The organism is Bradyrhizobium ontarionense, assembly GCF_021088345.1.
Lineage (GTDB): Bacteria > Pseudomonadota > Alphaproteobacteria > Rhizobiales > Xanthobacteraceae > Bradyrhizobium > Bradyrhizobium ontarionense.
This window is the reverse complement of record NZ_CP088156.1, coordinates 4,070,877-4,093,859: the sequence shown is the minus strand read 5'-3', so window position 1 is coordinate 4,093,859 and position 22,983 is coordinate 4,070,877. Positions and strand designations below refer to the sequence as shown.

The window sequence follows — 22,983 nt, the reverse complement described above, 5'->3', positions numbered from 1 at the left end:
AAAGCAAAGCCGCGCCGTTAGTGCGCGGCCTCCAGCGTGGCCGCCTCCTGCCGGGCAATCGCGCCCTTGACGGCCGACTGCACCTTCTCGAAGGCGCGCACCTCGATCTGGCGCACGCGCTCGCGCGACACGCCGAACTCGGCGGCGAGATCCTCGAGCGTCATCGGCTCGTCGGCCAGACGCCGCGCCTCGAAGATGCGGCGCTCCCTGGCGTTGAGCACGCCGATCGCGCCGTTCAGCGCCTGCCGGCGGTGGTCGTACTCCTCGTGCTCGGCCATGATGGCTTCCTGGTTGGGCGAGTTGTCGACCAGCCAGTCCTGCCATTCGCCCGCTTCGCCGTCGTCGCGGATCGGCGCGTTCAGCGAGGCGTCGCCGCCGAGACGGCGGTTCATGTCGACCACGTCCTGAGCGGTCACGCCGAGGCGCTTGGCGATCAGCTGGACCTGATCCGGATGCAGATCGCCTTCATCCAGCGCCGAGATCTTGCTCTTCGCCTTGCGCAGGTTGAAGAACAGCTTCTTCTGGTTCGCGGTCGTGCCCATCTTCACCAGCGACCAAGATCGCAGGATGTACTCTTGTATCGACGCCTTGATCCACCACATGGCGTAGGTGGCGAGGCGAAAACCCTTCTCGGGCTCGAACCTCTTCACAGCCTGCATCAGGCCGACATTGCCTTCCGAAACGACTTCGGATATCGGCAAGCCGTAGCCGCGATAGCCCATGGCGATCTTGGCCACGAGCCTGAGATGGCTGGTTACGAGTTTATGCGCTGCGTCGCTGTCGTCATGCTCGCGCCAACGCTTGGCGAGCATGTACTCCTCCTGCGGTTCCAGCATCGGGAACTTGCGGATCTCGGAGAGGTAGCGAGCAAGTCCGGATTCTCCATTGAGAACCGGCAGTGTAGCTGTACGGGCCATCGAGCGCCCTCCAGTTGGTTCAGGCCCCCGATAGCGGCGGGCCAGGCAAACGGTCGCTTGGTTAAAGCCGTCCGGTTTGCGACGTTCCATGCGTCGACCATTCGACGCAGACGCAACATACACTAAAACAGGGCCCCCGTGGAAGGATTCCGGGGGTCACGTCCCCGTGTGGCTGCTATAACCGATTGGCATGCTTGCGGTTTTCTGAACGTCCTGCGTCATAGCGCCGCTTCCAGGGCGCCCCTGAGGCGCAAAAGATCCTCCGGAAGCTCCGATTCCCAGCGTAGAACTTCTCCTGTCCGCGGGTGCTCGATTATCAGGAGATAGGCGTGCAAGGCCTGCCGGCCGAGCGCGCTCAGTGCCGCTTGCGCTGCTGTCGCCAGCTGGCTCGCCTTGGTCTTGAAATGCGGGCCATAGACCTGATCGCCAAGAAGCGGATGGCCGAGATGGGCGAGGTGCACCCGGATCTGGTGGGTGCGGCCGGTCTCGAGATGGCAGGCGATCAAGCAGGCGACCGGCTTGCCGTCGCGTCCCGCAAAGCTCTCCTGCACCTCATAATGCGTAATGGCCTCGCGGCCGCGCGGCCGCACCGCCATCTTGTCGCGCGCATGCGGATGGCGGTCGATCGCGGCATTGATGGTGCCGTGCGGCCGGTGCGGCAGCCCCCACGCAAACGCCAGATAGCCGCGCTCCATCGCGCCGGTGCGGCCGTGATCGGCGAACTGTGCGCTGAGCGAGGCGTGCGCCCGGTCGTTCTTGGCCACCACCATCAGCCCGGTGGTATCCTTGTCCAGCCGATGCACGATGCCGGGCCGCTTGACCCCGCCGATGCCCGACAGGCTGGCGCCGCAATGGGCGATCAGCGCGTTGACCAGCGTGCCGGTTTCGTGGCCGGCGGCGGGATGCACGACGAGGCCAGCCGGCTTGTCGATAACGATGATGTCGTCGTCCTCGTAGACGATGGTGAGCGGGATGGTCTCCGCCGCCGGCTCGGCCGGCGCCGCCTCCGGCACGTCGATTGTGATCGTGTCGCCGGCGCCGACATGATAAGCGGGGTCGCGAACCGCGCCCGGACCGATCGCGACCTGGCCCGCCAGGATCAGCGCCTTCAGCCGGGACCGTGACAGCTCCGGCAGCCGGGCCGCGAGCACGCGATCGAGCCGCGGCGAGCCTTCGTCGCCGGCGACCGTCACCGTCATCAAGCCGCTAGGATTTGAAGTCGAGATGTCCATGAACCCTACCCTGGCGCCCGAGCCGTCGTCGCCCGAGCAAGCCCAGCTGATGGCGCGGCTGCGGCGCATGATGATGATCGCGGGCGTGACCACCTCGGTCGCGATCGCAGTGCTTCTGGTCGCCATCGGCTACCGCCTTTTCCGCGGCGATGGAAGCACAGCTTCTGGCCCGGACCTCACCGCGATGCTGCCCAAGGGCGCCCGGATCGTTTCGACCGGCACCGCCGGCGACCGCCTGGCGGTCACGCTTGAGGTCGGCGGCACCACCGAGATCCGCACTTTCGATGCCAAGACCTTGAAGCCCACGGGCCGCTTGCGCTTCGCCGTGGAGCCGTAAGGGCAGGGGCTTTCGGCCCGACGTGATCCGAAATGGGTTGATATCCCGTATCTCGCGGCCCCCTCGGTCTCGCGCCTCCCCCGGTTGCGGGGGAGGTCGCATCGCATCGAAGATGCGATGCGGGTGGGGGAGTTCTCTCCATTCGCACCGCCGTCGCGGCGGCCCCCACCCCAACCCTCCCCCCGCAAGCGGGAGAGGGAGCCCACCGCCGCTTTGGCCGGCTCTCTCGATCCCATCATGGTTACGCCCTCGCCACCCGGGCAGTCCGTTCCCCTCCCCCTTGTGGGGAGGGGCTAGGGGAGGGAGCCCACACGGGGAAAGACCCGTGGGGCACGACACCCACACCCCCACGAAATTTCCATCCCCCGTCTTGCGGCGCGGCGATTTCGAGGCTATGCGGTTCACCTCACGCTCCCTTCGTCTAGCGGTTAGGACGCGGCCCTCTCAAGGCTGAAACAGGGGTTCGATTCCCCTAGGGAGCGCCATTTTCCACGCTAAGCTATTGATCTCTAAGGCTTCATCGGTGGAGTTTGCCACTTCCCTGATTGGCGGTTTGCCAATTTGGTTTTCGGACTGTCGCTGGATCGCCTGTCTCGCCAGCCGCTCTTGGTCAGCCGCGCGCGTATAGCGCTCTACCTCTGCCAATGTCTTGTGTCCGGTAATCGCCGCAATTTCGCTTGCAGAGCATCCGGCCTCGGCCAGCCGTCGCGCGGCAGCTTTCCGGAGCCCATGGGCTTTGCACCGTTGCGGGAGCCCTGCTTCCCGGATCGCGGCCGAAATCATCTGGCCGAAGCCCTTCACGGAGAACCGCTCGCCATAAGCCGTCGCCAGGATTGTCGGGTGACCGCGGTTCGCAGTCGAAAGGACGCGATCCAGCGCCTCATGGATCGGAATGGTGAGCTTCGCGGCAGTCTTTTGCTGGGCAACGCGGATCGCATCTCCCGAAATGTCTGCCCACGTCATCCGATAAACGTCTGAGCCACGTTGGCCTGTGTAGAGGAGCAGCGCGAAGGTCAGGCGTTCCCTTGTGCCTTCCGACCAGTGGCGCTCGAAGACCGCTATCTCGCTTTCATTCCAGGTATGAATTTCCTTCGACTTGTATCCCCGCACGCCGGCAGTTGGATCTCGATCTGTCCAGCCCAGTGCCATCGCGTAGCGGATCAGGGTTCGGATCCGCTTCAGCAAGATGATGCCTGCGCCCGGCCTGTCGGCCATCTTGCCGATGACGACGTCGACGTGCGCTCGGGTCATTTGATCGACACGCCGATGACCATGTTCTTCCAGGAAGCCGTCGATCACTCGCCGATAATTGGTGCGGCTGGACGCGGACAGCGAGCGATACTGTGGAGAGCCATAATAGAGGATTGCGAGTGCGGCGAAGGTCTTGGGGGCGGCTGCCCGTCGTAGCTCAGCAGGCTTTGGCCCGTTGGCCAACAGCGCCGCGTATGCGTCCATAAACTCACCACAGCCGGGCAAGCCGGGAAGGGGCGTCCGCCTTCCATCGCGGCGGAAGTAGTAACGCATGCGGCCCTGACGATCACGAAATGCGTGAACATACTTCAACCGGATTACACCACGTCCGCCCATGTATCGGATCCTTCGCTCTCTCCTTCATGAGGAAGAGCCTTGAACGCTGCGCGCAGCTCATCGACGTCCCAGACAAAGCGTCGGTCAATTCGTCGAGGGCGCGGCATCCGAGCTTCTTTGACGAGTGCGCGGAACTTACTTGCTGAGACGCCGATCGCCGCAGCCGCCTCGATTTCGCCAAGACCAAATACAACTGGCAAAAGTGGCAATATGTCGATTCGCGAGGGTGCGCGCTTCATGGTTTCGGTCGAGGTTGCTCAAAGACTGGCGGATTGGGCTCCCGCCAATCTGGCAAACCCGTATTCTGTATTGAATGTGCCGGTCGCTTTGATCGTAGAATTGAGGAGCTTCGAGTGCGCTTCGGCTAGGCCGCGGCAGGTCGACCGGGTGCGCGAGGCGATGCGCACCAAGCAGCTGCCGGGAGCCCCTGCGCAGATGGATCTGTTCGGCCCGAGCGACGACGACATCCGCAAGCAACATGTGCGCGAGCTGCGCCAGTTCGAGGCCGATCGCCGGCCTGGGACGGCAAGCTGCTGCGGCTGCACAGGAGCTGGACAGCGAGCTTGAGAAAGTCCGCCAGGGCTATGAGGTGCAGGCGCGCCACCTGGAGCCGGCCGGTCCCGTTTATCTCTGGCCGGCGACGAACCGCGCACGACGGTGACTTTCATTCCCAACCGGACGAAACTTCGGAATGGCTGAATTATCTGCAGCCCGAAGGGCTGGTCGTCGGGGCCAACGTGCTGAGCGAGACCGGGGTCGCCCCGATCCGTCAGACCTCCATTGGTTCTGGAAATCCAAACCCGGGCGTCAAAGATCCCTGTCGATGGATGTCCGCGGGGCAGCGCCGGAACGACATAAACGTGATATCTCGTCGCCAGGAGGCGGGAGCACTATCTATGCTGGTTTTGGAGAAAGTCGTTGCGGGATCGAAGATTCGCGGGGTGGCGGGCCCGGCGGTCGTCGAGGTCGTGCGCGTCCAGTGGATCGGTTCGGATGCCCTGAACCTCGTTTACAGAGGCGCAGACGGTCCGGCAGAGGTGCTGCTCTATCGCGATTCGGAACCTGGCCTGGAGCTGGTCCAGGCCAGCCGAGCCTTTAGCTTCGACGGCGACGGGGAGGCCTTTCGAGTGGCTTCCGAGGCGCAACGAATCAGGCTGGCTCATCTCTTTGACCCCTATCTTGCCGTCCACAGCTCCCGAATCGAGCCGTTGCCGCACCAGATCACAGCCGTTTACGGCGAAATGCTGCCGAGACAGCCGCTGCGCTTCCTCCTCGCCGATGATCCTGGCGCCGGCAAAACAATCATGGCCGGGCTCTTCATCAAGGAACTGATCATTCGTGGTGACCTGGAGCGCTGCCTCATCATCGCGCCCGGCAGCCTGGTCGAGCAGTGGCAGGATGAGCTGAAGGAAAAATTCGATCTCACCTTCGATATCGTATCGCGAGAGCAGATCGAGGCCTCGGTCACCGGGAACCCCTTCATCGAGCGCAATCACCTGATCATGCGGCTCGATATGGCTGCACGCTCAGATGCATTGCAGGCCAAACTGCAGGCCGCACCAGAATTCGACCTCGTGATCTGTGACGAAGCGCACCGGATGGCCGCGAGCCTGTTCGGCAACGAGGTGAAATATACGAAGCGCTACAAGCTCGGCCAATTGGTCGGCGGCCGCGCTCGCCACTTTCTGCTGATGTCGGCAACGCCGCATAACGGCAACGACGCCGACTTCCAGCTTTTCATGGGGCTTCTCGACGCCGACCGGTTCGAAGGACGCCCGCGTGAGGGAGCGCGCAAGGTCGATGTGTCCGACCTCATGCGGCGGCTGACCAAGGAGGAACTGCGAAAGTTCGATGGCTCGCCGCTGTTTCCTGAGCGCAAGGCATCCACGATCCAATACCAGCTCTCGGACCTCGAAGCGCAGCTGTACGCGGCAGTCACCCAATACGTCCGCAATGAGATGCGCAACCTCAACGATCTCGGAGACGATAAGCGAAGGAACAATGTTGGCTTCGCTTTGCAGATATTGCAGCGGCGCTTGGCTTCCTCCCCCGCGGCGATCTATCGCTCGCTGCATCGTCGCCGCGAACGGCTCGAAGCCCGCTTGGCCGAAGAGCGCATCATCGTTCGAGGCGGCCGGCTGCAGAAGCAGGAGCAATTTCCCTCCGTTCTGGACGATGACGAAGATCAAGACCTCGATGAAGCCGGTGGTGCCGAACTGGAGGATGCCGAGCAGCAGATCGCGGATCGCGCAACTGCAGCCCAGACCATTCCCGAGCTTGAAGCCGAATTGGTTGTCCTGCGCGAGCTCGAAAGACTCGCTGATCAACTTCGTAAATCCGGTCAGGATGCCAAGTGGCGCCAGCTTGGCGAAATCCTCGACAAGCCGCCGATGGTGGACGAGGCGACGGGCCTGCGTCGCAAGCTTCTGATTTTCACGGAGCCACGCGACACGCTCGAATACCTCGCGGACAAGATCAGGCAGCGCATCGGCAAATCCGAGGCCGTGGTCGTCATCCATGGCGGCGTCCCCCGTGACGTGCGCAAGGCCAACATTGTGGCCTTCAACGACGATCCCGAGGTTCGTGTCCTCGTTGCAAACGATGCCGCAGGCGAAGGCGTCAATCTGCAACGTGGCGCACATCTGATGGTCAACTACGATTTGCCATGGAATCCGAATCGGCTGGAGCAGCGCTTCGGGCGCATCCACCGCATCGGCCAGACGGAGGTCTGCCACCTCTGGAATCTTGTCTCAGCCGATACGCGGGAAGGTGAGGTCTACGGTCGGCTGCTCGAAAAGCTGGAGAGAGCTCGCGAGGCGCTGGGGGGACGTGACAGCGTCTATGACGTGCTCGGCGAGCTGTTCGAGGGCAAGCCGCTGCGCGAGCTGCTCATGGAAGCCGTACTTTATGGCGACGACCCCAAGCACAAGCAGAAGCTATTCACGGCGGTCGATGGCGTTGTCGACACGGAGAAGATCGAGACGCTGATCCGCGAGCGGAAGTTGACCTCGGAAGGGCTCGATCCGCGAACTGTCACGGAGATCCGGGAAAAGATGGAGCGTGCTGCGGCGCGACGCTTGCAGCCGCATTACATCCGCGCCTTCTTCGAAAGGGCATTCGTGCGGCTCGGCGGCCAGATCCGGCGGCGTGAGACCGGACGCTATGAAATAGCCCGCGTCCCTGGGCGTCTGCGCGACCGGGATCGATTTGCCGGTGGCGTTGTGCCAATCGCCGAGCGCTACGAACGCGTTTGTTTCGACAAGGGATATCGCGACACGCATAAGCCGCAGGCCGCGATCATCACGCCGGGCCACGGGCTGCTCGATGTCACGATCGCCGTTACCCTTGAGGAGGCGGGCGACGTCCTGAAACGCGGCGCCATCCTGGTGGATGAAGCCAACGAGGATGGCCGGGGCCCCCGCGTGCTTGTCACGCTGGAGCACGCGATCCGCGACGGCCGCCCGGGCCGCAATGGGCAACCGAGCATCGCGTCCCGCAGAATGCAGTTTGTTATGCTCGACGAGCATGGCAACGCCCAGGATGCCGGTCCGGCACCCTATCTCGATTTTCGACCCCTCCAATCTGGTGAGATCGATGCCGCACGTCAGCTGCTCGAAGCCGACTGGCTCAGGGACGACATCGAGAAGAAGGCGATGCATTTTGCGATCGCCCATCTCGTGCCGGAGCACCTCAGGGAGACGCGCGAGCGCAGGCTCGCGGAGGTGGATCGGGTGGAGGGGGAGGTGAGGGCGCGGCTCAAGCGCGAGATCAATTTCTGGGATGGCCGGGCCGAGGAACTGGCCCTCAAGGAGCAGGCTGGCAAAGGTGGCCGGCTCAATTCCGGCAATGCGCGGGCGTACGCGCAAACGCTCACGGAGCGATTGGACCGGCGGCTGCGGCAACTTGTCGAGGAGCGCGACATCCAAGCTCTGCCGCCGCAGGTCAAGGGAGCGGCCTTCATCGTGCCAATAGGATTGCTGAGACCCAGGACAGCCCAACCGCCTGACGGCTTCGCGGAAGATGCGCTTGCGCGGGCCGAGGTCGAGCGTCTTGCGATGCAGGCGGTGTTCGCGGCCGAGCGCGCGCTGGGCCGGGAGCCGATTGACGTGTCGGCAGCAAAGGTTGGCTACGATATCGAAAGCCGAGACGCCGTCACCGGGCACCTGCTCTTCATAGAGGTGAAGGGACGCATCGAGGGCGGAGACACGATCACGGTCACGACCAATGAGATGATTGTGGCGCTGAATGCCGAGGAACACTTCGTCCTGGCGATCGTGCCTATTACTGCAGAAGGGGTCGCGAACCAGCCGATATACGTGCGCAAGCCCTTCGATAGCGCGCCAGCGCAGGACGTTTGCGCCACGATCTTTCACCTCGATAAACTTATGAGTCGCGGGACGGCGCCATGCTGAGACGAAAGAGCGCCAAGAATTCGCAAGCCACATTTTGGACCGCGCTCGCGAATTTCAATGGCGGGTCATTTCACGAGGAACAGAGTTGATGGCTGTAGCCGCAAAGACCAGAAAAAAGCTCATCGAAGTCTCGATCCCGCTGGAGGTGATCAACCGAGAGAGTGCGCGAGAGAAATCCATACGCCATGGGCATCCGTCTACACTGCATCTGTGGTGGGCGCGGCGTCCACTTGCAGCGTGCCGCGCGGTACTGTTTGCGCAACTTGTCGACGACCCGAGCTCATGCCCGGAGGAATTTCCGACCGTCGAGCTACAGAAGGCCGAGCGCGATCGGCTCCACAATCTGATTGAGCGTCTGGTGCCATGGGAGGCATCCACCAACGAGGTCATTCTGACCGAAGCTCGCTACGAGATTGCTCGATCAGTGGCCCGTGGGCGGGGCGAGGTCCTACCTCCGCTGGGGCAGATGAAGCCGCAAGCGATCATTGAGTATCTGCAGAGCAACGCGCCACCGGTCTACGACCCGTTCTCGGGTGGTGGCTCGATCCCGCTCGAAGCTCAACGGCTCGGTCTCAAGGCAACGGGGTCGGACCTGAACCCTGTGGCCGTTTTGATCGGCAAGGCGTTGATCGAGTTTCCGCCAAAATTTTGCGGCCGTAAGCCGGTGAATCCAGAGGTTAATGAGCTGCATCAATGGAAGGGCGCCCAGGGCCTCGCAGATGACGTCCGCTACTACGGCCGCTGGATGCGTGCCGAGGCCGAGAGGAGGATCGGTCATCTTTATCCCAAGGCAAAGCTGAAGGACGGGAAGGCGGAAGCCACCGTGATCTCATGGCTGTGGGCACGCACGGTGCCCAGCCCAGATCCACGCGCGAAGGGCACGCACGTGCCTTTAGCCTCCTCGTTCGTGCTGTCAGCGAGACCGGGTCAGGAAGCGATAGTTAAGCCGGTCGTCGACCGCGCTAAGATGACGTGGGTATTCGAGATCGATGACAAGCCGACCAAGTCGGACTTAGAAGTAGCGCAGGTAGGTACGGTCGATCGACGGGGGGGCGTTTGCCTACTGACAGGCACGCCTATGCCGTTTACGCATATTCGAGCGGAGGGCCAGGCCGGGCGCATGGGCGTACGGCTCATGGCGATCGTCGCCGAGGGTTCCAGGGCTCGCATTTATCTGCCGCCGAACGACGAGCACATCAATGCTGCCTTGGTCTCTCCCCCCGAGGTACCGGAGCTGGAACAGGACTTGCCGGACAATCCTCGGGATTTCAAGACGCCGAATTATGGCATTTCACGGTGGAGAGATTTATTCACTCCGCGTCAGCTCACAGCTCTGGCGACATTCTCCGACCTTGTGAAAGAGGCGCGAGGGCAGGTGCTGGCGGACGCGAAGAAGCATTGGTCCGGCGCCTACGCCGACGATCTTCGCCGTCTCGCCGATGGCGGTCTAGGCCCTGCGGCTTATGCAGATGCGGTGACAACGTATTTGGCGTTCGCTGTCGACAAAGTGAGCGAGGGAAGTAACACAATTTGTACGTGGAGCGCTCTTCCTACAAAGCTTCACGTGGTGAGTGCTTTCGGTAGACAGGCAATGCCGATGGTCTGGGATTATGCGGAAGCTAATCCGTTTGCAACTTCGTCGGGCAATATTGAGCGAATGACTGTTTTGGTTTCCAAGGTTCTTGATACGGCATTGATTGCAACTGATGTTGCAGGAGCTATTGAACCGAAAAATGCCAGCGAGAATCGATTTGGCGAAGGTCTACTCATCTCAACTGATCCACCGTACTACGACAACATAGGTTACGCCGATCTCTCTGACTTCTTCTACGTGCGGCTTCGACAGACGCTGGGTGATGTTCACCCAGCGTTGTTTCGTCGTGTGCTAACGCCCAAGAAGGAGGAGCTGATAGCTACCCCGTATCGTCATGGTGGTAGAGATGAAGCGGAGGCGTTCTTCTTGAACGGAATGAAGCTTGCGCTGCGAGGCCTTGCTGCGGCAACGGAGAGTTCTCCAGTGACGATCTATTATGCATTCAAGCAATCTGAGGCTAGTGAGGATGGCATCACCTCGGCCGGCTGGTCGACCTTCTTGCAAGCTGTTACCGATTGCGGACTGGCAATCGATGGAACATGGCCGGTTAGGACAGAGCGCGCGGGAGGATTTCGCAATAAGGAGGCCAACGCCCTTGCGTCATCCATCGTCCTTGTGTGCCGTCGCCGCGAGACTTCAGCGTTAACAATCACCCGCGCCGACTTTGTGCGTGCGTTGCGACGCGAGTTGCCGGAGGCGCTTGCCGAAATACGTCGTGCTGGTGTGGGTCCAACCGACATTCAGCAGGCCGCGATCGGCCCGGGCATCGGGGTCTTCACGCGCTACGCGAATGTGCTTAACACCGATGGCACATCCATGATCGTGAAAGATGCTTTGAGGCTCGTCAACCAGGTGCGCGAGGAAATCACTTCGTCGGCTGACGCTGATTACGACAGCGAAACCCGCTTCGCGCTAGATTGGTTTGCCGCAAAGGGGTTCGAAAATGGCAAATCGGGTGATGCCATCGTTATGACAAATGCGGTCAACGTTTCGTTGAACGGTATGAACGAGGCCGGCTTCTTTGAGGCGCGTGGAGGCGCCGCCCGTCTGCTAAAGCGTGACGAATTGCCAGACGACTGGGAGCCGGTAAGGGCCGGCCGGGCCACTGTTTGGGAAGCTTGTCAGCACCTCATCAAACGGCTCAGCGCAGAGGATGGCGGCATCGAAGCTGCCGCGGCCCTGTACAATTGCCTGGGCGCGCTAGCGGAGCCTGCCCACGCGCTCGCCCGCCGCCTTTACGATATCTGCGAGCAAAGGCAATGGGCTTCCGAGGGCCGATTTTACAACCGGCTTCACCAGGAATGGGATGCAATCGAGAAGCGCGCGGCTGCGTTGGCGGAATCCAGCTCCGACCTGTTCAGCCGTTGAGAGGGATTGCCATGAGTGGTTTCGGCTCCAACCAGCGCATCAATCAAGCGCTCCTCCTGCTGACCAAGGTCTTGCAGCCTTATGTCGAAAAGCGGATGCGCGATGCCTATCGCGGCAACTGGCAGCAGAACCTGTCGGTGGCTGACGGCACCGACCGATCGAAGCCGCTCGACGCTTACGCACTGTTGAAGACCATGGTCGACAACTGGCAGCACGCATTCCGTGATGGACTGAAGCCTATCGTGCGCAATCACGTCTCGCTGGCTCTTGCCGCGCGGAACGACATGGCGCATGCCAGTGGTACGATTGCGGACACCGACGCAATCTCGTACCTCCGTTCCATCCAGGCAGTGGTGGACGCGATCGAACCGAAATCGGTCGCGGGCATCAAGGCGTTGCTCGACGACCAGACCAAGGCGATGGCCGAGGCCATGGGTGTGACGACCGAGGTGGCCGCCAAGACGATCGCGGCCCCACAACAGCAGACACTCGATCTCGTTGACAGCAAATACAGTTGGAAGCCGTGGCGCGACGTGTCGCCACCTCATGCCGATGTGATGGCCGCACGGTTCCAGGAAGCGGAGTTTGCGGCTGATCTTTCGACCGTGGCGCGGGGGGAGGGTGCTGAGACTTACCGCGATCCCCGCGAATTCTATCGCATCACTTATATCACCGGCGGCTTGCGCAAGGTCTTGCAGAGCGCGATTGAGCGGCTGGCCGGCAAGGGCGGCGATCCCGTGATTGGGCTGCAGACCTCGTTCGGTGGTGGCAAGACGCACACCATGCTGGCGCTCTATCATCTGGCGAGTGCCAAGAACCCCGAGACGCTTCCAGGTCTAGCCGACATTTTCAAGGACGCGGCTGTGGCAACACTGCCGATACGTTCGAGGCCGGTCGTATTTGTCGGTACGGCGGCTGGTGCCAATCAGCCGTTCACAGTCGAGGGCGCGCGCACGGTCAAGACCCTTTGGGGTCTCATCGCGGTAAAGCTCGGTGGCTGGAAGGCCTACGAGACTATCAAGTCATCGGACGAGGCGCGAACCAATCCCGGCTCTGACGCGATGATCGCCATTTTGAAGCAGGCCGCTCCTTGCCTCATCCTCCTCGACGAGGTCGTCGCCTACGCTCGGAATCTGGAAGGCATCTCGTACGACGGCTTCGTCTCGTTCCTGCAATCGCTGACCGAGGCCGCCAGTGCGGTACGTGGTGTGCTTGTGGTCGGCTCGCTGCCCGAGAGCGGCGCCGAGGTTGGCAACCAGCGCGGACGCGAGGCACTGCTGGCGTTGGAGAAGGTCTTCGGCCGTGTGCAGTCGGCCTGGTCTCCGGCACAGGGCACGGAAACATATGAGATCATCCGCCGCCGCCTGTTCCAGGAACTCGACCCCGAAGGTGAGAAGGCGCGTGACCAAGCCGTCAAGGCGTTCACGAGCTACTATAGAAACAACGCGGGTGAATTCCCGAGCGGCGTCCGCGAACGCGCCTACGAGGTTCAGTTGACCGCCTCATACCCTGTGCATCCCGAATTGTTTTCGATGTTGCAGACCGACTGGGCAGGCCTCGAAAGGTTTCAGAAGACCCGCGGCGTTCTCAAGATGATGGCGCAGATCGTCTATCGGCTATGGCGCGACGGACATGCGGCGCCAATGATCCTGCCGGGCGACGTGCCGCTGACCGATGATAAGGTTCGTACCAATGCCCTCGTACCGCTTCCGACTGGATACGACGCGGTAATTTCCAAGGAAGTTGCCGGAGACCTTTCGAAGTCGGCGCAGATCGAGGCGCGATCTCCGGCGATTGGAAAGAACAGGGCGGTGACCCGTGCGGCGACAGCGCTGCTCATGGCCACCGCGCCCCACGGTTCGACGAACAAGGGAATGGAAATTGCCCGTCTCCGGCTCGCCTGTGCGATTCCCGGGGAGCAGCCCTCCCAGTTTTCCGAAGCCCTACGGCGGCTTGGTGAAAATGCGGCATACCTCTATAGCTCGGGCGAGAATTACTGGTTCTCGCCGATCGCCTCCCTCAACCAGGAGGCCGAAGACCGTGCCAAAGCAATATTGAGCGACGACGTCGAGGAAGACATCATTACCTTGATCCGCACAGAGGAGCGGCACAAGGGAACCGGCTTTCTGCGTGTACACGGAGCGCCCGACGATCCTCTCGGCATCGATGATGCCTATGAAGCCGCGCTTGTGCTCCTTCCGCCATCGGCATGGCAGCGGGGACGCGACCCGGATACCCCGGCGATGGCGCTCGCGGCCGACATTGTTGAACATAAGGGGCCAGGCCAGCGCCGAAATCGAAATCGGCTCGCCTTCTTGGCTGCCGACCAGGCAACTCTCGAAGATATCCAGAACGTGGTCCGCAAGAAGCTCGCTTGGGCTTCCATCGTGCGGGATGCACACGGCGTTCTGCAGTTGCCGCCGGCGCAAGAGGGTGATGCAAGAAAGAAGCTCGGCGAACAAGAGGCTGCGGCTCTTAATGCGGTGCGTCGTGGGTGGAAGCACTTGTTGTTGCCTCAGGAACCCCATCCCGGAAGCTCGTACGCGGCGCGTGGGTTTGATCTCGAACCCGTTGCACTGACCAATCGTGGCAATGACCCGGTACCATTGGCTCAACTGGCGTGGAAGAAGTGCGAGGACGATGGACTCATCGTTGCGCGCCTCGGGGTCTTGGACAACGACCTCAGCAAGGTGTGGCAGCCGAACCAGCCGCATGTCGCCGTGCGGCAGTTGCGCGACTGGTTTGCGCAGTTTCCCTATCTCTCGAAGCTGCGCGAGCCGCAGGTCTTGGCCAAAGCGATAAGCGAGGCATTGGCGCGCTCTGACGCCAAGTACGCAATCGCAGAACAGTTCGATGAGGCCAGGGGAGAGTATGTCGGCCTAAGGCTCGCGCAGTTGGTTACCATCGATCTCAACTCCGACGTTCTGCTGGTTCGCCGCGAGGCCGCAGAGGCGCAACTGGCCAAGCAGGTGCCGCAGACACCTTCGCTTGGCGCCGGCAACTATGTCGAGATTGCCACAGGGCAGCCATCTCCCTCTGGTGCCTTGCCAACGAGTCCAACACCGGCCGCTCGTCCGCGGCGCTTCTATGCCAAGGTGACGCTCGATCCCAACCGTCCAACGCCCCAGATCAGCAACATCGCGCAGTCGATTCTCAGTGAGCTGGACCGAGCGCGCGGAACGACAATCACGCTCGTGCTCGATATCGCCGCCGATACGGTCGACGGCTTCTCGGAGGATATCGAGAACATTGTCCGCGACAACGCCGCGAGCCTGCGTATCACCGACTTCGGGTTTGAGAAGGAATAGGAGCGTTCGGCAGAGTTGGATTTATTCATATCTGTCGCGCCGCTTTCCTTTCTGCTGGAGATCACGCCGAAAAGCTCGACCGGCTTCTTGATCGCCGAGGAACGCTCGGTAGCGCCAGCTCTCCCTCTCCTGATGAAGATCGGATCGGGCAGGTTCGTCATCTCCCTCGCGTGTGCCAGTTATGCTGGTTCGCAGATCTAATATAACTCGCTCTCGCGCTGCACACCGACCACGAACATAATCTTAGCCTGGATGAGCAGAGGCCGAAGCCCGGAGCCGTCGCGACATCCGGATTCTCGCGAGGCGCACGGGAGAACCCCGAGGTCGCTGTTACCGACGGCGAAAGGGCGTTGGCTGGCGCTCATCCGGGCTGCGAATTGATGCTCTCGCGACATGCCGTACCCCATAGCCGTCGCGGCTCTATCTCTCGGCATCGGCTCGCCGGGCCGCGGCCCGAAGCTGGTGTTTTTGCGCTGCCGACCTTGCTGTCGGGAACTGAGGCGCTGTCGCGTGGGAGCCAGGATGATCTGGTCGATCCGTATCTGACGGCGCTGTCCTATTTTAACGCGCCGGGCGAGCTCGGCGGTGCCCGCCGCACCGTTGATGACGAGGCGCAAGGCTTGCCCATATGCCGAGGAGAGGTTATCCAAAATTAGTGGTTGAGGGATTGTCTTTTGCTCTCAAAGCGATAGCATAGAGTGCATTTCAATGAAACATAACTCGGAATTATGTATGCCTTCCGACGTCCCGATAAGTGAGGAATGCATCGACGAGATTGAGAGGGAGGGGTTTGCTATCCTGGAAGTCCCGGATGCATTCCAGGAACTCATAAAGCCGGCCTTTGAAGCGGGAGATCGTTTCTTTGAAGCCGATCTAACCAGTAAGCTTCGCGACCGACTTCCTTTTGATAACGGCTATCGTCCCTACGGGACTGAATACTCCGCCTCAAGCAGTCACCCCGATGAGGTCGAATCGTTCACGGCGAGCTACCGTATACCCAGCCCAAAGAGCAAGCTGTCTCCACTAGGAAACTCGCTGCACATGGCAATGCTGCCAATCTTCGACAGCTTTGAGCGCGTAGCAGAAAACATTGCCTCAAGACTCGCAGTCCGATTTGGAAACTACGACAATCAGACAGATCTTCTCGGCTCGTTCAAAAAATGGTCTTTGCTTCAATTCAACTACTCGCGGCCATCTCTCACGAAAGCTGATCTTATAAATGACTTACACGAGGATGGTTGCCTTCTTACGGTTATGTCAATCGCCGAAGCGGGCCTCGAACTTCAATCGGGGAGCGACTTCAGGCCAGTAACGCCTTCGGGACGACATATTCTAGTCATGGCAGGCGAAATTATGTGGCTTATGACGGCCGGAGCGATCAGACCAGCCTACCATCGAGTTCGAAAGATTGAAGCGTACTCAAGCCGCAGGTCAATTCTTTTCTTTGCCGACATGAATCCAGCCCGATGTCGTCCTTGGCGACTATCTGACATTAATCGAAGCGTGAACATTGGCGATCGAGTGCTGAAGAACTCTAAGCGCTTCGGTCTCTCGGAATGGATTTCTGACCAATAGCGGCCATCGGATCATTACGCCAAGCTCAACGCTTTCGCCTCCGGTAGGGCTGGGCGCCGCCGTCCAATTTTCCTTTGCTTACCCGCATTCCCGCCCCAGGGCAGATCACACAACTGCTCCCAGTTCGGAACGCACGCGAGTCGCCGAATAATTTCGTCGTGGGAAAGTGACAGCGAATACAGCCTATAGCGATCACGTCGAGCTAATGTCCCAGGCGCCAGCTGAAGTTTGAATCGCTGTAATAGCTTGTCACCTTCTTCTGTCGCGGCTAGCGCAAATACCAAAGCGCTTGAACGTCCATAATATCTATCCAAATACTTCAGCAGCGCCCAAACGAGAACGCTCGCACTACGCCGCCCGAGGTACGATTCGGGTTGCTTGGCGGCAATGCCGGAAACGAAGACATATTTGCACGCTTTCATCTCAGCCGGGGAGAGAACGTCCTCGTGGGTGATCTGACTTTCTGTTACACGGCCCTGCAGAAGGGACTCTCCGAATGTCTCACGTAGCGGAATGACATCGAAATACCCCATGAATTGACCCTGAAGGTCAGTCAAACACGATAGAATGAGAGGGTTCTTTACGCGGAACTGCTCGAACGTTGCTGCCTCGATTGTAATACTGCCCGAGTAGCATTCTTCGGCGAGTTCACTCGCCTCTGTCGCTAGCTTGATGTCACACGGGCAATGCAAAATGTATGAAGTGGACTGCTCCGCAGGCCCGATAACATCGTCAACCGCGACTTGCGGAATTCCGAGATTCCGAAAGTGAAACGTTCCTGACAGAATAAATGCCACGAAGGCTAAAGCCGATGTACCTAAAAGTCCGAAATGTACGTCGACGATTCCCAGAACAGCCGAGATGCTGCCGATGATAGCAACCGTGGTTGCTAGTATGGACAAGAGCGCACGCTTCTTGAGCGCCAGGACGATCAGCCGACGCGCTTTTCCCATAGGATAAAATCCTGGCGATACCAATGATCCGGTATGGTGCAAATCTGCCGGAATCCATTATCAGCAAGTCTTGCCTTAGACTCCACATTATCAGTCCGTGAATCGCACCATAGCTTGTGCACTCCCATTGAGAGCGCGCGTCGATCGAGCGCCTGCAAGAGCTGATCACCGATTCCTCGTCTCCTGTAGACAGGATCTACGCCAAACCAAGACAACCAGATCGTCTCATCATCCAAATTGCTTATGACGAATCCGACAAGGCTAGTATTGAAGCGCGCGACGAGGATCGAACTTGAATCTATTGACGCACTCTGACGAAGTCGATTGGCGGAGTACTTGGATATCTCCGAGGTCTTTGCTCTTTCATTATAGTACGGCAGCGCGTCGACAATCGTCCGGAACAAGGCGCTGACGCGCTCCGGTTCGTCGCTATCGTCGGCTATCGACATTGGTGCAATGACCAACTCTGCAACTGCGGCTGTGTGCTCCAGGATGATAATTCCGAGTTATGTGCTCTTACGGCGCCCGGCTCTCCTGCTTCTGATACTCGCGAATTAACCACTCGCCTTGGTACAACCTCACGACAGTGACGCCTTTCAGTCTGCCCACGTAGAATTCGGAAGCTGGAGGAGTGGCATGCAAATCAGGGTGGCGGTCGAGGAATTCATGCGATATTGTGCCTTCGAACGGCAGCTGTCGGCTCATACGATCGAGGCGTATACCGCGGATCTCGGCGAGCTGCGGCGGTTCTTGCCGGATGATGCGCTCGTGGCATCGATTACTGAGCAGACGTTGGGCTACTATCTCGTCGAATTGCTCGAACGTAGAAGACTTGCGTTTGGCACTGTGCGGCGGCGTTTCGCCTGCTTGCGGGCATTCATGAAGAGGCTTGCCAAGACAGGGGTTGTTGTGGACCCGTTTGTGAGGTGGCGGCTACAACTTCCCAAGCGCAAGCGGCTGCCGCGATCCTTGACGCGCGGCGACGTGTCCGCGCTACTCTCGAGCTTCGACGAGCTGAAGCAGGGGACGCCACGCACGCGTCATGCGTTCACAGCCGCGCGATTAATGATTGCAACAGGGGTGCGCGTTGGCGAGCTGTGCAGGATCGCCGTTCAGGACTTGGCCTCGGATGGGAGCTCGATCCGGATCTACGGAAAAGGAGCGCGCGAAAGGGTGGTTTACGTCTCAGACGCCTCGCTGCGGTGCGACATGGTCGAGATGCTCGCTTGGCATCGTGAGAGCGGAAGTCTTTCGGGAAATCTGTTCCTGAATAGCCGCGGTGCGCCGATGAGGCCGCAATCGATCCGGCTAGCTTTGCGGCGCCATCGTCGGGACGGAGAACGTCGGGTTACACCACACATGCTCAGGCACACGGCCGCAACCTTGCTGATCGAGCGCGGAGTCGATATCCGTTTCGTGCAGAGGTTGTTGGGTCATTCTAGTATTGCAACCACTGAAATCTACACCCACGTGTCGGACGAGGCTTTGAGGTCCACTCTGGAACGAGCCGATGTTTTGAGACAATTGGCCGCTTGAATTCTGGGTGTCGCGTCGCACCGGCGTCCGAATGGTTAGGGATCATTGTTTCCAGGACCAGAGCATTGTCACGATTTACGAAATATCTAAGCGCTGGACGTCAACTACTAAAGCCCGACCCCCACGCGAAACGAGAAGCAGAATAGGCGTATTGGACGTCACCATCTCTGTGTCGCCGTATGGTGACGACTATGGTGCGAAAACGCAGGGCGGCCTTTGATTGGAATGCCCAAGAAAAATTGATTCCGATGGGAATTCGAGATGTTAGGCCTGCAACCAGACCGTTATGAGCGGGCCCGCTTGTTCGAAGGTCTCGGAGAACGTTGACGTTTTTCGTGGCGTTGCCTAACGATCGTCCACGGTGTAGCGGTGGTCAATCGGTGGTTCGAATCATTAAGAGAGGCCCTTAACTTTCTTAGGTCGGTCATGGGTCAAAGGCGGCCTATCGGTCCCCCGACTGCTTACTTCCGGTCAAGGTCCGGAAGCCGAGACCGGAACTTCCGGGACGTGCCATAAGCGGGCATCGTGGCTCAGTATTTCGCCGGCGAGGTGCCGCCTAAGGTGAACCTCTGTTTGGGAATGGTCGCTAATTTGGGCACCTTATCGACTTAGCCGCGGGCCGGCCTCCAGGGTAGCCGATATCGGTAAATGCCAAATCTTTCGGTTAGCCGTGTTGGCTTAACCGGTGTAGCGAAACATTGATTCCTTTCCGCAGTTGCCTTTCGACTGTTCTGCTGCGAAAACCCAACGCAACTCGCCCTTAAATTCTCCAGACATATCTCCTGTTACAGCTGTGCTGAAGCATTCTTGAGGGAGGTGCTGTAATTTCTGCCAAGAGCTGCTGCTTAGAAACTTTCAGCGCGAGGGCACCTCAACGGATTCGGCTGAGCCCTGATCCGACGAATGTAGGCGAAGGTCGAGGGTTCTTGTGCGCAGCGTGACGCAACCAAGAAAGCGCCCGCCTGCTCCCGCAAAAGAGCCGCGTCCTTCGGACGGAGCCGGTGATGGCTGAGTTGCTCAATACGTCACCGAGGCCGCCATTGAGCCGATCGCAATCTTAGGTGAGACTAAAAATCCTTCCAGTCGGCGGTACGGTCCGGATCACATTGACTGGCGGTGGGCTTCTTGCAGACCTTTAGCGATGTGATCGGATGAATTTCCCACAGTGAAAAGCGCTTGGGCTGCCCGCTAAGCGGATTGTTCGCATCGCCGTTCGTCACATGCATATTGTCGTACAGCAGCGCTCCCTCGATTAGGAGCACTTTGCCTCGCAGTGTCGCCAAGTCGGCCGCTGTCCAGTTATCCGGCCGATTCTGGGGGATCATCTCGACCACGATGCCATCGAATTCGCTGCCGTTCTTCTTCTCGGTGACGGAGATATGCAGGTCGTTGTTCTCTTGGCCCTTGAGATTGCAGTTCACGGACTCGCCCGTGTTTGCATGCGGCTTGCCCTCGGACAGGAAGGCCACGAGTCGGACCAGAGATCCTTCACCCACGGTCCCCTCGGCTGTATCGATACTCTTGATCTTGTCTCGATCGGCAGGTTCTATCTCGGCGCCCTGATCGACGCGCTCCTCGGCTGCGCTCTGGAGCTGGGAGAAAGTATCGAAGGTTACGGTGGTGACCGGTCCCTCCGGCGGCATGGTCCGCTTGATCCGGTTGATCGCGCCGTGGGCGCTGTCGGGCGCGGCACAGCCGGTTGGCTTTCTCGCGGTGCAGACCTTTATGGTCTCCGGAGACACACAGGGCTGTGCTGATCCCTCGAGTGCAATGCTGGACAGGTCCGGCTTTACGAGCGACTTGACATCCGCAGCCAAGACCCAGCCACTTGGGCCTTTCGGCGCAATAACCCGCACATATTTTCCCTTGCGATCGCCTCTCACCCAGCGCAAGTCGGTGTTGGGCTCGATCATCCTTGAGGCACTTGCCTGAGCGCTCGGAGCCGTCTTGAGGGCGGTTTTCTTGTTGGTGGTTACTTGCCCAAGAGCAGGAATGTCTTCTTCTGCCATGACGGCCGTCGTGAAGCCCATGAATGCGATGGAGGAAGCAATCAGCAAGGAATATTTCATATTAAGCCCCCGAATGATTTAGCGTGTTGAAGTGATCCGCTCGATTTGTGCCCGCAGATTGTCGGCATGGGCCGTCTGAGCCTCGTCGACGGCCGTCGGCTTTGATCGCCCAATACGGCTGCTTTTCCGGAAATCGACGGCGGCGTTCAAAAGTAGCCCTGCGCGCGATCCTCCACTCATCACAGCTTCGCGCCGCTCTGCCGAGACCTGGTCGGAAAACGCTCGCAGGCTATTGGTATCGAAAGGGATCTCGCCCCGGTCGACTGTCGTCGACTTGCTGCCGTCGACCTGGAGCTGGAACAGGTGCCGGGATTGCGGGTCAAACCACGAAAGATAGCCGCCATCCAGCACTTCGCGCGGGCCGCGCACCTGTCCCGAATAGCTGTAGCGCACGCCGCCGCTCTTCACCGGGTCGAAATAGTGGGGCGTATAGAAATCAGAGACCAGGACCGAATTCACGGAATAGGCGAATTTCGACGACTGGCACGGATCGCAGACCTCTATGAGGTATTCGACCCGCCCTTGGCCGGGCTTCAGCGAGTTGCCGGCGCGCGTAAGCGTGCCCTGCGGATCGACCAGCATTTCGAGCACTTCGTGGCTCATGAACACCGTCCAATTGTTGGTCAAGCCAACAAGAGCGAAGGGTTGCTTGTCGTCGTCGCGTTTGTGCAGTCCCGCCGCGCCGTTCGGCAATTCGTCCTGCAGCAACACATGCCAATAGCCGACCGGAACGTCCTCCAGCCTGTCGAAGGCATCGACCGTGGCGTCCACATTCCAGAGCGGACCGAAATCGCGCGAGACCTGTTTCTGAATCGCGGCAGACACCGGCGCCAATTGCGCCAGCGAAACGTCCCTGGTGAGAGACACCAAAGCGATATGCGACAGCATGCGACAGCCCCAGGTGGTGACAGGCTATGCCTTTTCTTTGAAAAAATCGATAGTTGTATCGAGGCGGCATTGGTTATTCTGGTAGAGGCCGATGGCTTGCGAGCCGGCGCAAGCCATCGGCAAGACCTCGCCCGGTCAGCGGACAGCGACCGGGCTTACGCTGTTGGTCTTGGGCAGGGCATCTTTTGAGGTTGCCATGACAATGGCCTGCGACACGAAATCCAGCACTTGAAGCGACCGCGCCTCCTCGATGCTGCCAAGCTGCGGTCTTGGAATATAGAAACCCTCGCCATTCAAGAAGACCTGGACGGTGGCATTGGCCGAGAAGCCGCGCTGGACCACGAACAAGTCGACGAGGCGTGCTTACCCTCGTTCACGATGAAGAGCTGGGGTCTGTATTGCTGGACCGAGTAGTGTTGCGCTGCGATCCACTCACCCAGGTAGTACTGCATTCCTTCGCGAGTTCGAGTTGACTCGCGGTGGCCCTTCTCGAGAAAGCGAAGCATTCGAAGCGTATACTGAAATTTGTTCATCGAACAGAATTCGCGCGCCGTATTGAGAGTCTCGGGCCATTGAGCGTGAGATCGTGCGCCTCGCAATCTTCATAGGCGAGGTTGGCATTTCGGATTTTCGGCGCGCCATGGGTCAGCTTGCTCGCGAGGACATCCGATTTATTCCCGTGATTGCTTGCGCCTTTGCCGATTGGAGAAGATGTTTCAAACAGTTTCTCCCCGACCATATCGCGGGTGGGAAAAGCAGCATGTTGGGACGCTTTGGACCGATATCGAACCTATTTGCGCGTATCCAATTTGCTTTTGCGTTCGATATGATTCATCCGGACGTTTTGACGGCCGTGGATAAGCTTCGAGGCTATCGGAACAAGATCGCCCACACATGGGACCACGAAGCACTGCCCGATTTCGCGGGAACACCGCTCCGGAATATAGAGGATTTGGAGGGTGCGCTCCTTCACATCGACATCAAAGATGGAGGCGATGGCGACCTGTCGGCTGAGGGATCGCTCCGCCTGCGAACGGTATGGCTTCTCGGCAGACCATTTTATGAACGAGGGTTCTACAGTCTGGCCATGAAACATCTGACCGGGTGATGCCCTCGTCTTTGACAGAGGTCGAAAGAGACGAGAAACTGAACGTAGTTCAACTGACGAGGCGGTCATGAAAACGAGCTGGCACGTAGCGACCGCAGC

Annotated in this window: 18 protein-coding genes and 1 tRNA gene; 10 read left to right on the top strand and 9 right to left on the bottom strand. The window is 59.7% G+C overall.

What is annotated here, in order from left to right; genetic code table 11:
- Positions 1–17 precede the first annotated feature (17 nt).
- Positions 18–917 carry an RNA polymerase sigma factor RpoH gene (rpoH, locus tag LQG66_RS18165; protein ID WP_231327542.1) on the bottom strand — a complete coding sequence of 300 codons (900 nt, stop codon included), beginning with the start codon at positions 915–917 and terminating at the stop codon, positions 18–20.
- 218 nt (positions 918–1,135) lie between these two features.
- On the bottom strand, positions 1,136–2,116 hold the full coding sequence (locus LQG66_RS18160; protein WP_231327842.1) for an RluA family pseudouridine synthase: 981 nt from the start codon (positions 2,114–2,116) through the stop codon (positions 1,136–1,138).
- Positions 2,117–2,147: 31 nt separating this feature from the next.
- Between LQG66_RS18160 and LQG66_RS18155 the strand changes: the two genes are divergently transcribed.
- Both LQG66_RS18155 and LQG66_RS18150 read left to right on the top strand, forming a co-directional pair.
- Positions 2,148–2,486, top strand: coding sequence for a hypothetical protein (locus LQG66_RS18155; protein ID WP_231327541.1), 339 nt, complete (start codon positions 2,148–2,150; stop codon positions 2,484–2,486).
- 410 nt (positions 2,487–2,896) lie between these two features.
- Positions 2,897–2,971: transfer RNA gene (locus LQG66_RS18150), tRNA-Glu, on the top strand.
- On the opposite strand, the gene LQG66_RS37435 is transcribed toward LQG66_RS18150, so the two are convergent.
- Together LQG66_RS37435 and LQG66_RS18145 are read right to left on the bottom strand one after the other, a co-directional pair.
- Entirely contained in the window at positions 2,931–3,635 is a 705-nt protein-coding gene (locus tag LQG66_RS37435) for a tyrosine-type recombinase/integrase (protein ID WP_425601344.1), read from the bottom strand. The two genes, LQG66_RS18150 and LQG66_RS37435, sit on opposite strands and share 41 nt — an antisense overlap.
- Positions 3,636–4,054: 419 nt before the next feature.
- Entirely contained in the window at positions 4,055–4,312 is a 258-nt protein-coding gene (locus LQG66_RS18145) for a helix-turn-helix transcriptional regulator (protein ID WP_231327540.1), read from the bottom strand.
- Here LQG66_RS18145 and LQG66_RS18140 point away from each other — a divergent pair.
- The 6 genes from LQG66_RS18140 (at position 4,311) to LQG66_RS18115 (ending at position 16,330) form a co-directional block, all read left to right on the top strand.
- A complete protein-coding gene (locus LQG66_RS18140; RefSeq protein WP_231327539.1) occupies positions 4,311–4,640 on the top strand; it encodes a hypothetical protein in 330 nt (109 codons plus the stop codon). The genes LQG66_RS18145 and LQG66_RS18140 overlap by 2 nt on opposite strands.
- Positions 4,641–4,969: 329 nt before the next feature.
- Positions 4,970–8,485: a helicase-related protein gene (locus LQG66_RS18135; protein WP_231327538.1), complete on the top strand. Its 3,516-nt coding sequence runs from the start codon at positions 4,970–4,972 to the stop codon at positions 8,483–8,485.
- Positions 8,486–8,573: 88 nt separating this feature from the next.
- The gene (locus LQG66_RS18130) at positions 8,574–11,447 is read left to right on the top strand and encodes a DUF1156 domain-containing protein (RefSeq protein ID WP_231327537.1); all 2,874 of its coding nucleotides are present in this window, start codon (positions 8,574–8,576) and stop codon (positions 11,445–11,447) included.
- Positions 11,448–11,458: 11 nt separating this feature from the next.
- The gene (locus LQG66_RS18125; RefSeq protein ID WP_231327536.1) at positions 11,459–14,755 is read left to right on the top strand and encodes a DUF499 family protein; all 3,297 of its coding nucleotides are present in this window, start codon (positions 11,459–11,461) and stop codon (positions 14,753–14,755) included.
- Between the two features lie 350 nt (positions 14,756–15,105).
- Positions 15,106–15,411 (top strand): hypothetical protein, encoded by a 306-nt coding sequence (locus LQG66_RS18120; protein ID WP_231327535.1) that lies wholly within the window; start codon positions 15,106–15,108, stop codon positions 15,409–15,411.
- A gap of 76 nt (positions 15,412–15,487) precedes the next feature.
- The gene (locus LQG66_RS18115; RefSeq protein WP_231327534.1) at positions 15,488–16,330 is read left to right on the top strand and encodes a 2OG-Fe(II) oxygenase family protein; all 843 of its coding nucleotides are present in this window, start codon (positions 15,488–15,490) and stop codon (positions 16,328–16,330) included.
- Between the two features lie 14 nt (positions 16,331–16,344).
- Here the strand turns inward: LQG66_RS18115 and LQG66_RS18110 are convergent, their stop codons facing one another.
- Positions 16,345–17,283 (bottom strand): hypothetical protein, encoded by a 939-nt coding sequence (locus LQG66_RS18110; RefSeq protein WP_231327533.1) that lies wholly within the window; start codon positions 17,281–17,283, stop codon positions 16,345–16,347.
- Positions 17,262–17,732, bottom strand: coding sequence for a GNAT family N-acetyltransferase (locus tag LQG66_RS18105; protein WP_231327532.1), 471 nt, complete (start codon positions 17,730–17,732; stop codon positions 17,262–17,264). The genes LQG66_RS18110 and LQG66_RS18105 overlap by 22 nt, the downstream gene beginning before the upstream one ends.
- Before the next feature lie 187 nt (positions 17,733–17,919).
- Here LQG66_RS18105 and LQG66_RS18100 point away from each other — a divergent pair, with 187 nt between their 5' ends.
- A complete protein-coding gene (locus tag LQG66_RS18100) occupies positions 17,920–18,819 on the top strand; it encodes a tyrosine-type recombinase/integrase (RefSeq protein ID WP_231327531.1) in 900 nt (299 codons plus the stop codon).
- A gap of 1,067 nt (positions 18,820–19,886) precedes the next feature.
- On the opposite strand, the gene LQG66_RS18095 is transcribed toward LQG66_RS18100, so the two are convergent.
- The 3 genes from LQG66_RS18095 to LQG66_RS18085 form a co-directional block, all read right to left on the bottom strand.
- Positions 19,887–20,888 (bottom strand): SH3 domain-containing protein, encoded by a 1,002-nt coding sequence (locus LQG66_RS18095; protein ID WP_231327530.1) that lies wholly within the window; start codon positions 20,886–20,888, stop codon positions 19,887–19,889.
- Positions 20,889–20,906: 18 nt separating this feature from the next.
- The gene (locus LQG66_RS18090; protein WP_231327529.1) at positions 20,907–21,776 is read right to left on the bottom strand and encodes a hypothetical protein; all 870 of its coding nucleotides are present in this window, start codon (positions 21,774–21,776) and stop codon (positions 20,907–20,909) included.
- Positions 21,777–21,911: 135 nt separating this feature from the next.
- Positions 21,912–22,118: a hypothetical protein gene (locus LQG66_RS18085; RefSeq protein WP_231327528.1), complete on the bottom strand. Its 207-nt coding sequence runs from the start codon at positions 22,116–22,118 to the stop codon at positions 21,912–21,914.
- Between the two features lie 244 nt (positions 22,119–22,362).
- Between LQG66_RS18085 and LQG66_RS18080 the strand changes: the two genes are divergently transcribed.
- Positions 22,363–22,884: a hypothetical protein gene (locus tag LQG66_RS18080; RefSeq protein ID WP_231327527.1), complete on the top strand. Its 522-nt coding sequence runs from the start codon at positions 22,363–22,365 to the stop codon at positions 22,882–22,884.
- Positions 22,885–22,983: the final 99 nt, after the last annotated feature.

Coding starts and splice junctions, on each gene's coding strand:
- LQG66_RS18115 (WP_231327534.1), top strand. CDS start 15,488: ATGCCTTCCGACGTCCCGATAAGTGAGGAATGCATCGACGAGATTGAG.
- LQG66_RS37435 (WP_425601344.1), bottom strand. CDS start 3,635: ATGGCACTGGGCTGGACAGATCGAGATCCAACTGCCGGCGTGCGGGGA.
- LQG66_RS18155 (WP_231327541.1), top strand. CDS start 2,148: ATGAACCCTACCCTGGCGCCCGAGCCGTCGTCGCCCGAGCAAGCCCAG.
- LQG66_RS18095 (WP_231327530.1), bottom strand. CDS start 20,888: ATGAAATATTCCTTGCTGATTGCTTCCTCCATCGCATTCATGGGCTTC.
- LQG66_RS18160 (WP_231327842.1), bottom strand. CDS start 2,116: ATGACGGTGACGGTCGCCGGCGACGAAGGCTCGCCGCGGCTCGATCGC.
- LQG66_RS18090 (WP_231327529.1), bottom strand. CDS start 21,776: ATGCTGTCGCATATCGCTTTGGTGTCTCTCACCAGGGACGTTTCGCTG.
- LQG66_RS18110 (WP_231327533.1), bottom strand. CDS start 17,283: ATGGGAAAAGCGCGTCGGCTGATCGTCCTGGCGCTCAAGAAGCGTGCG.
- rpoH (WP_231327542.1), bottom strand. CDS start 917: ATGGCCCGTACAGCTACACTGCCGGTTCTCAATGGAGAATCCGGACTT.
- LQG66_RS18130 (WP_231327537.1), top strand. CDS start 8,574: ATGGCTGTAGCCGCAAAGACCAGAAAAAAGCTCATCGAAGTCTCGATC.
- LQG66_RS18105 (WP_231327532.1), bottom strand. CDS start 17,732: ATGTCGATAGCCGACGATAGCGACGAACCGGAGCGCGTCAGCGCCTTG.
- LQG66_RS18125 (WP_231327536.1), top strand. CDS start 11,459: ATGAGTGGTTTCGGCTCCAACCAGCGCATCAATCAAGCGCTCCTCCTG.
- LQG66_RS18140 (WP_231327539.1), top strand. CDS start 4,311: ATGGTTTCGGTCGAGGTTGCTCAAAGACTGGCGGATTGGGCTCCCGCC.
- LQG66_RS18135 (WP_231327538.1), top strand. CDS start 4,970: ATGCTGGTTTTGGAGAAAGTCGTTGCGGGATCGAAGATTCGCGGGGTG.
- LQG66_RS18100 (WP_231327531.1), top strand. CDS start 17,920: ATGCAAATCAGGGTGGCGGTCGAGGAATTCATGCGATATTGTGCCTTC.
- LQG66_RS18145 (WP_231327540.1), bottom strand. CDS start 4,312: ATGAAGCGCGCACCCTCGCGAATCGACATATTGCCACTTTTGCCAGTT.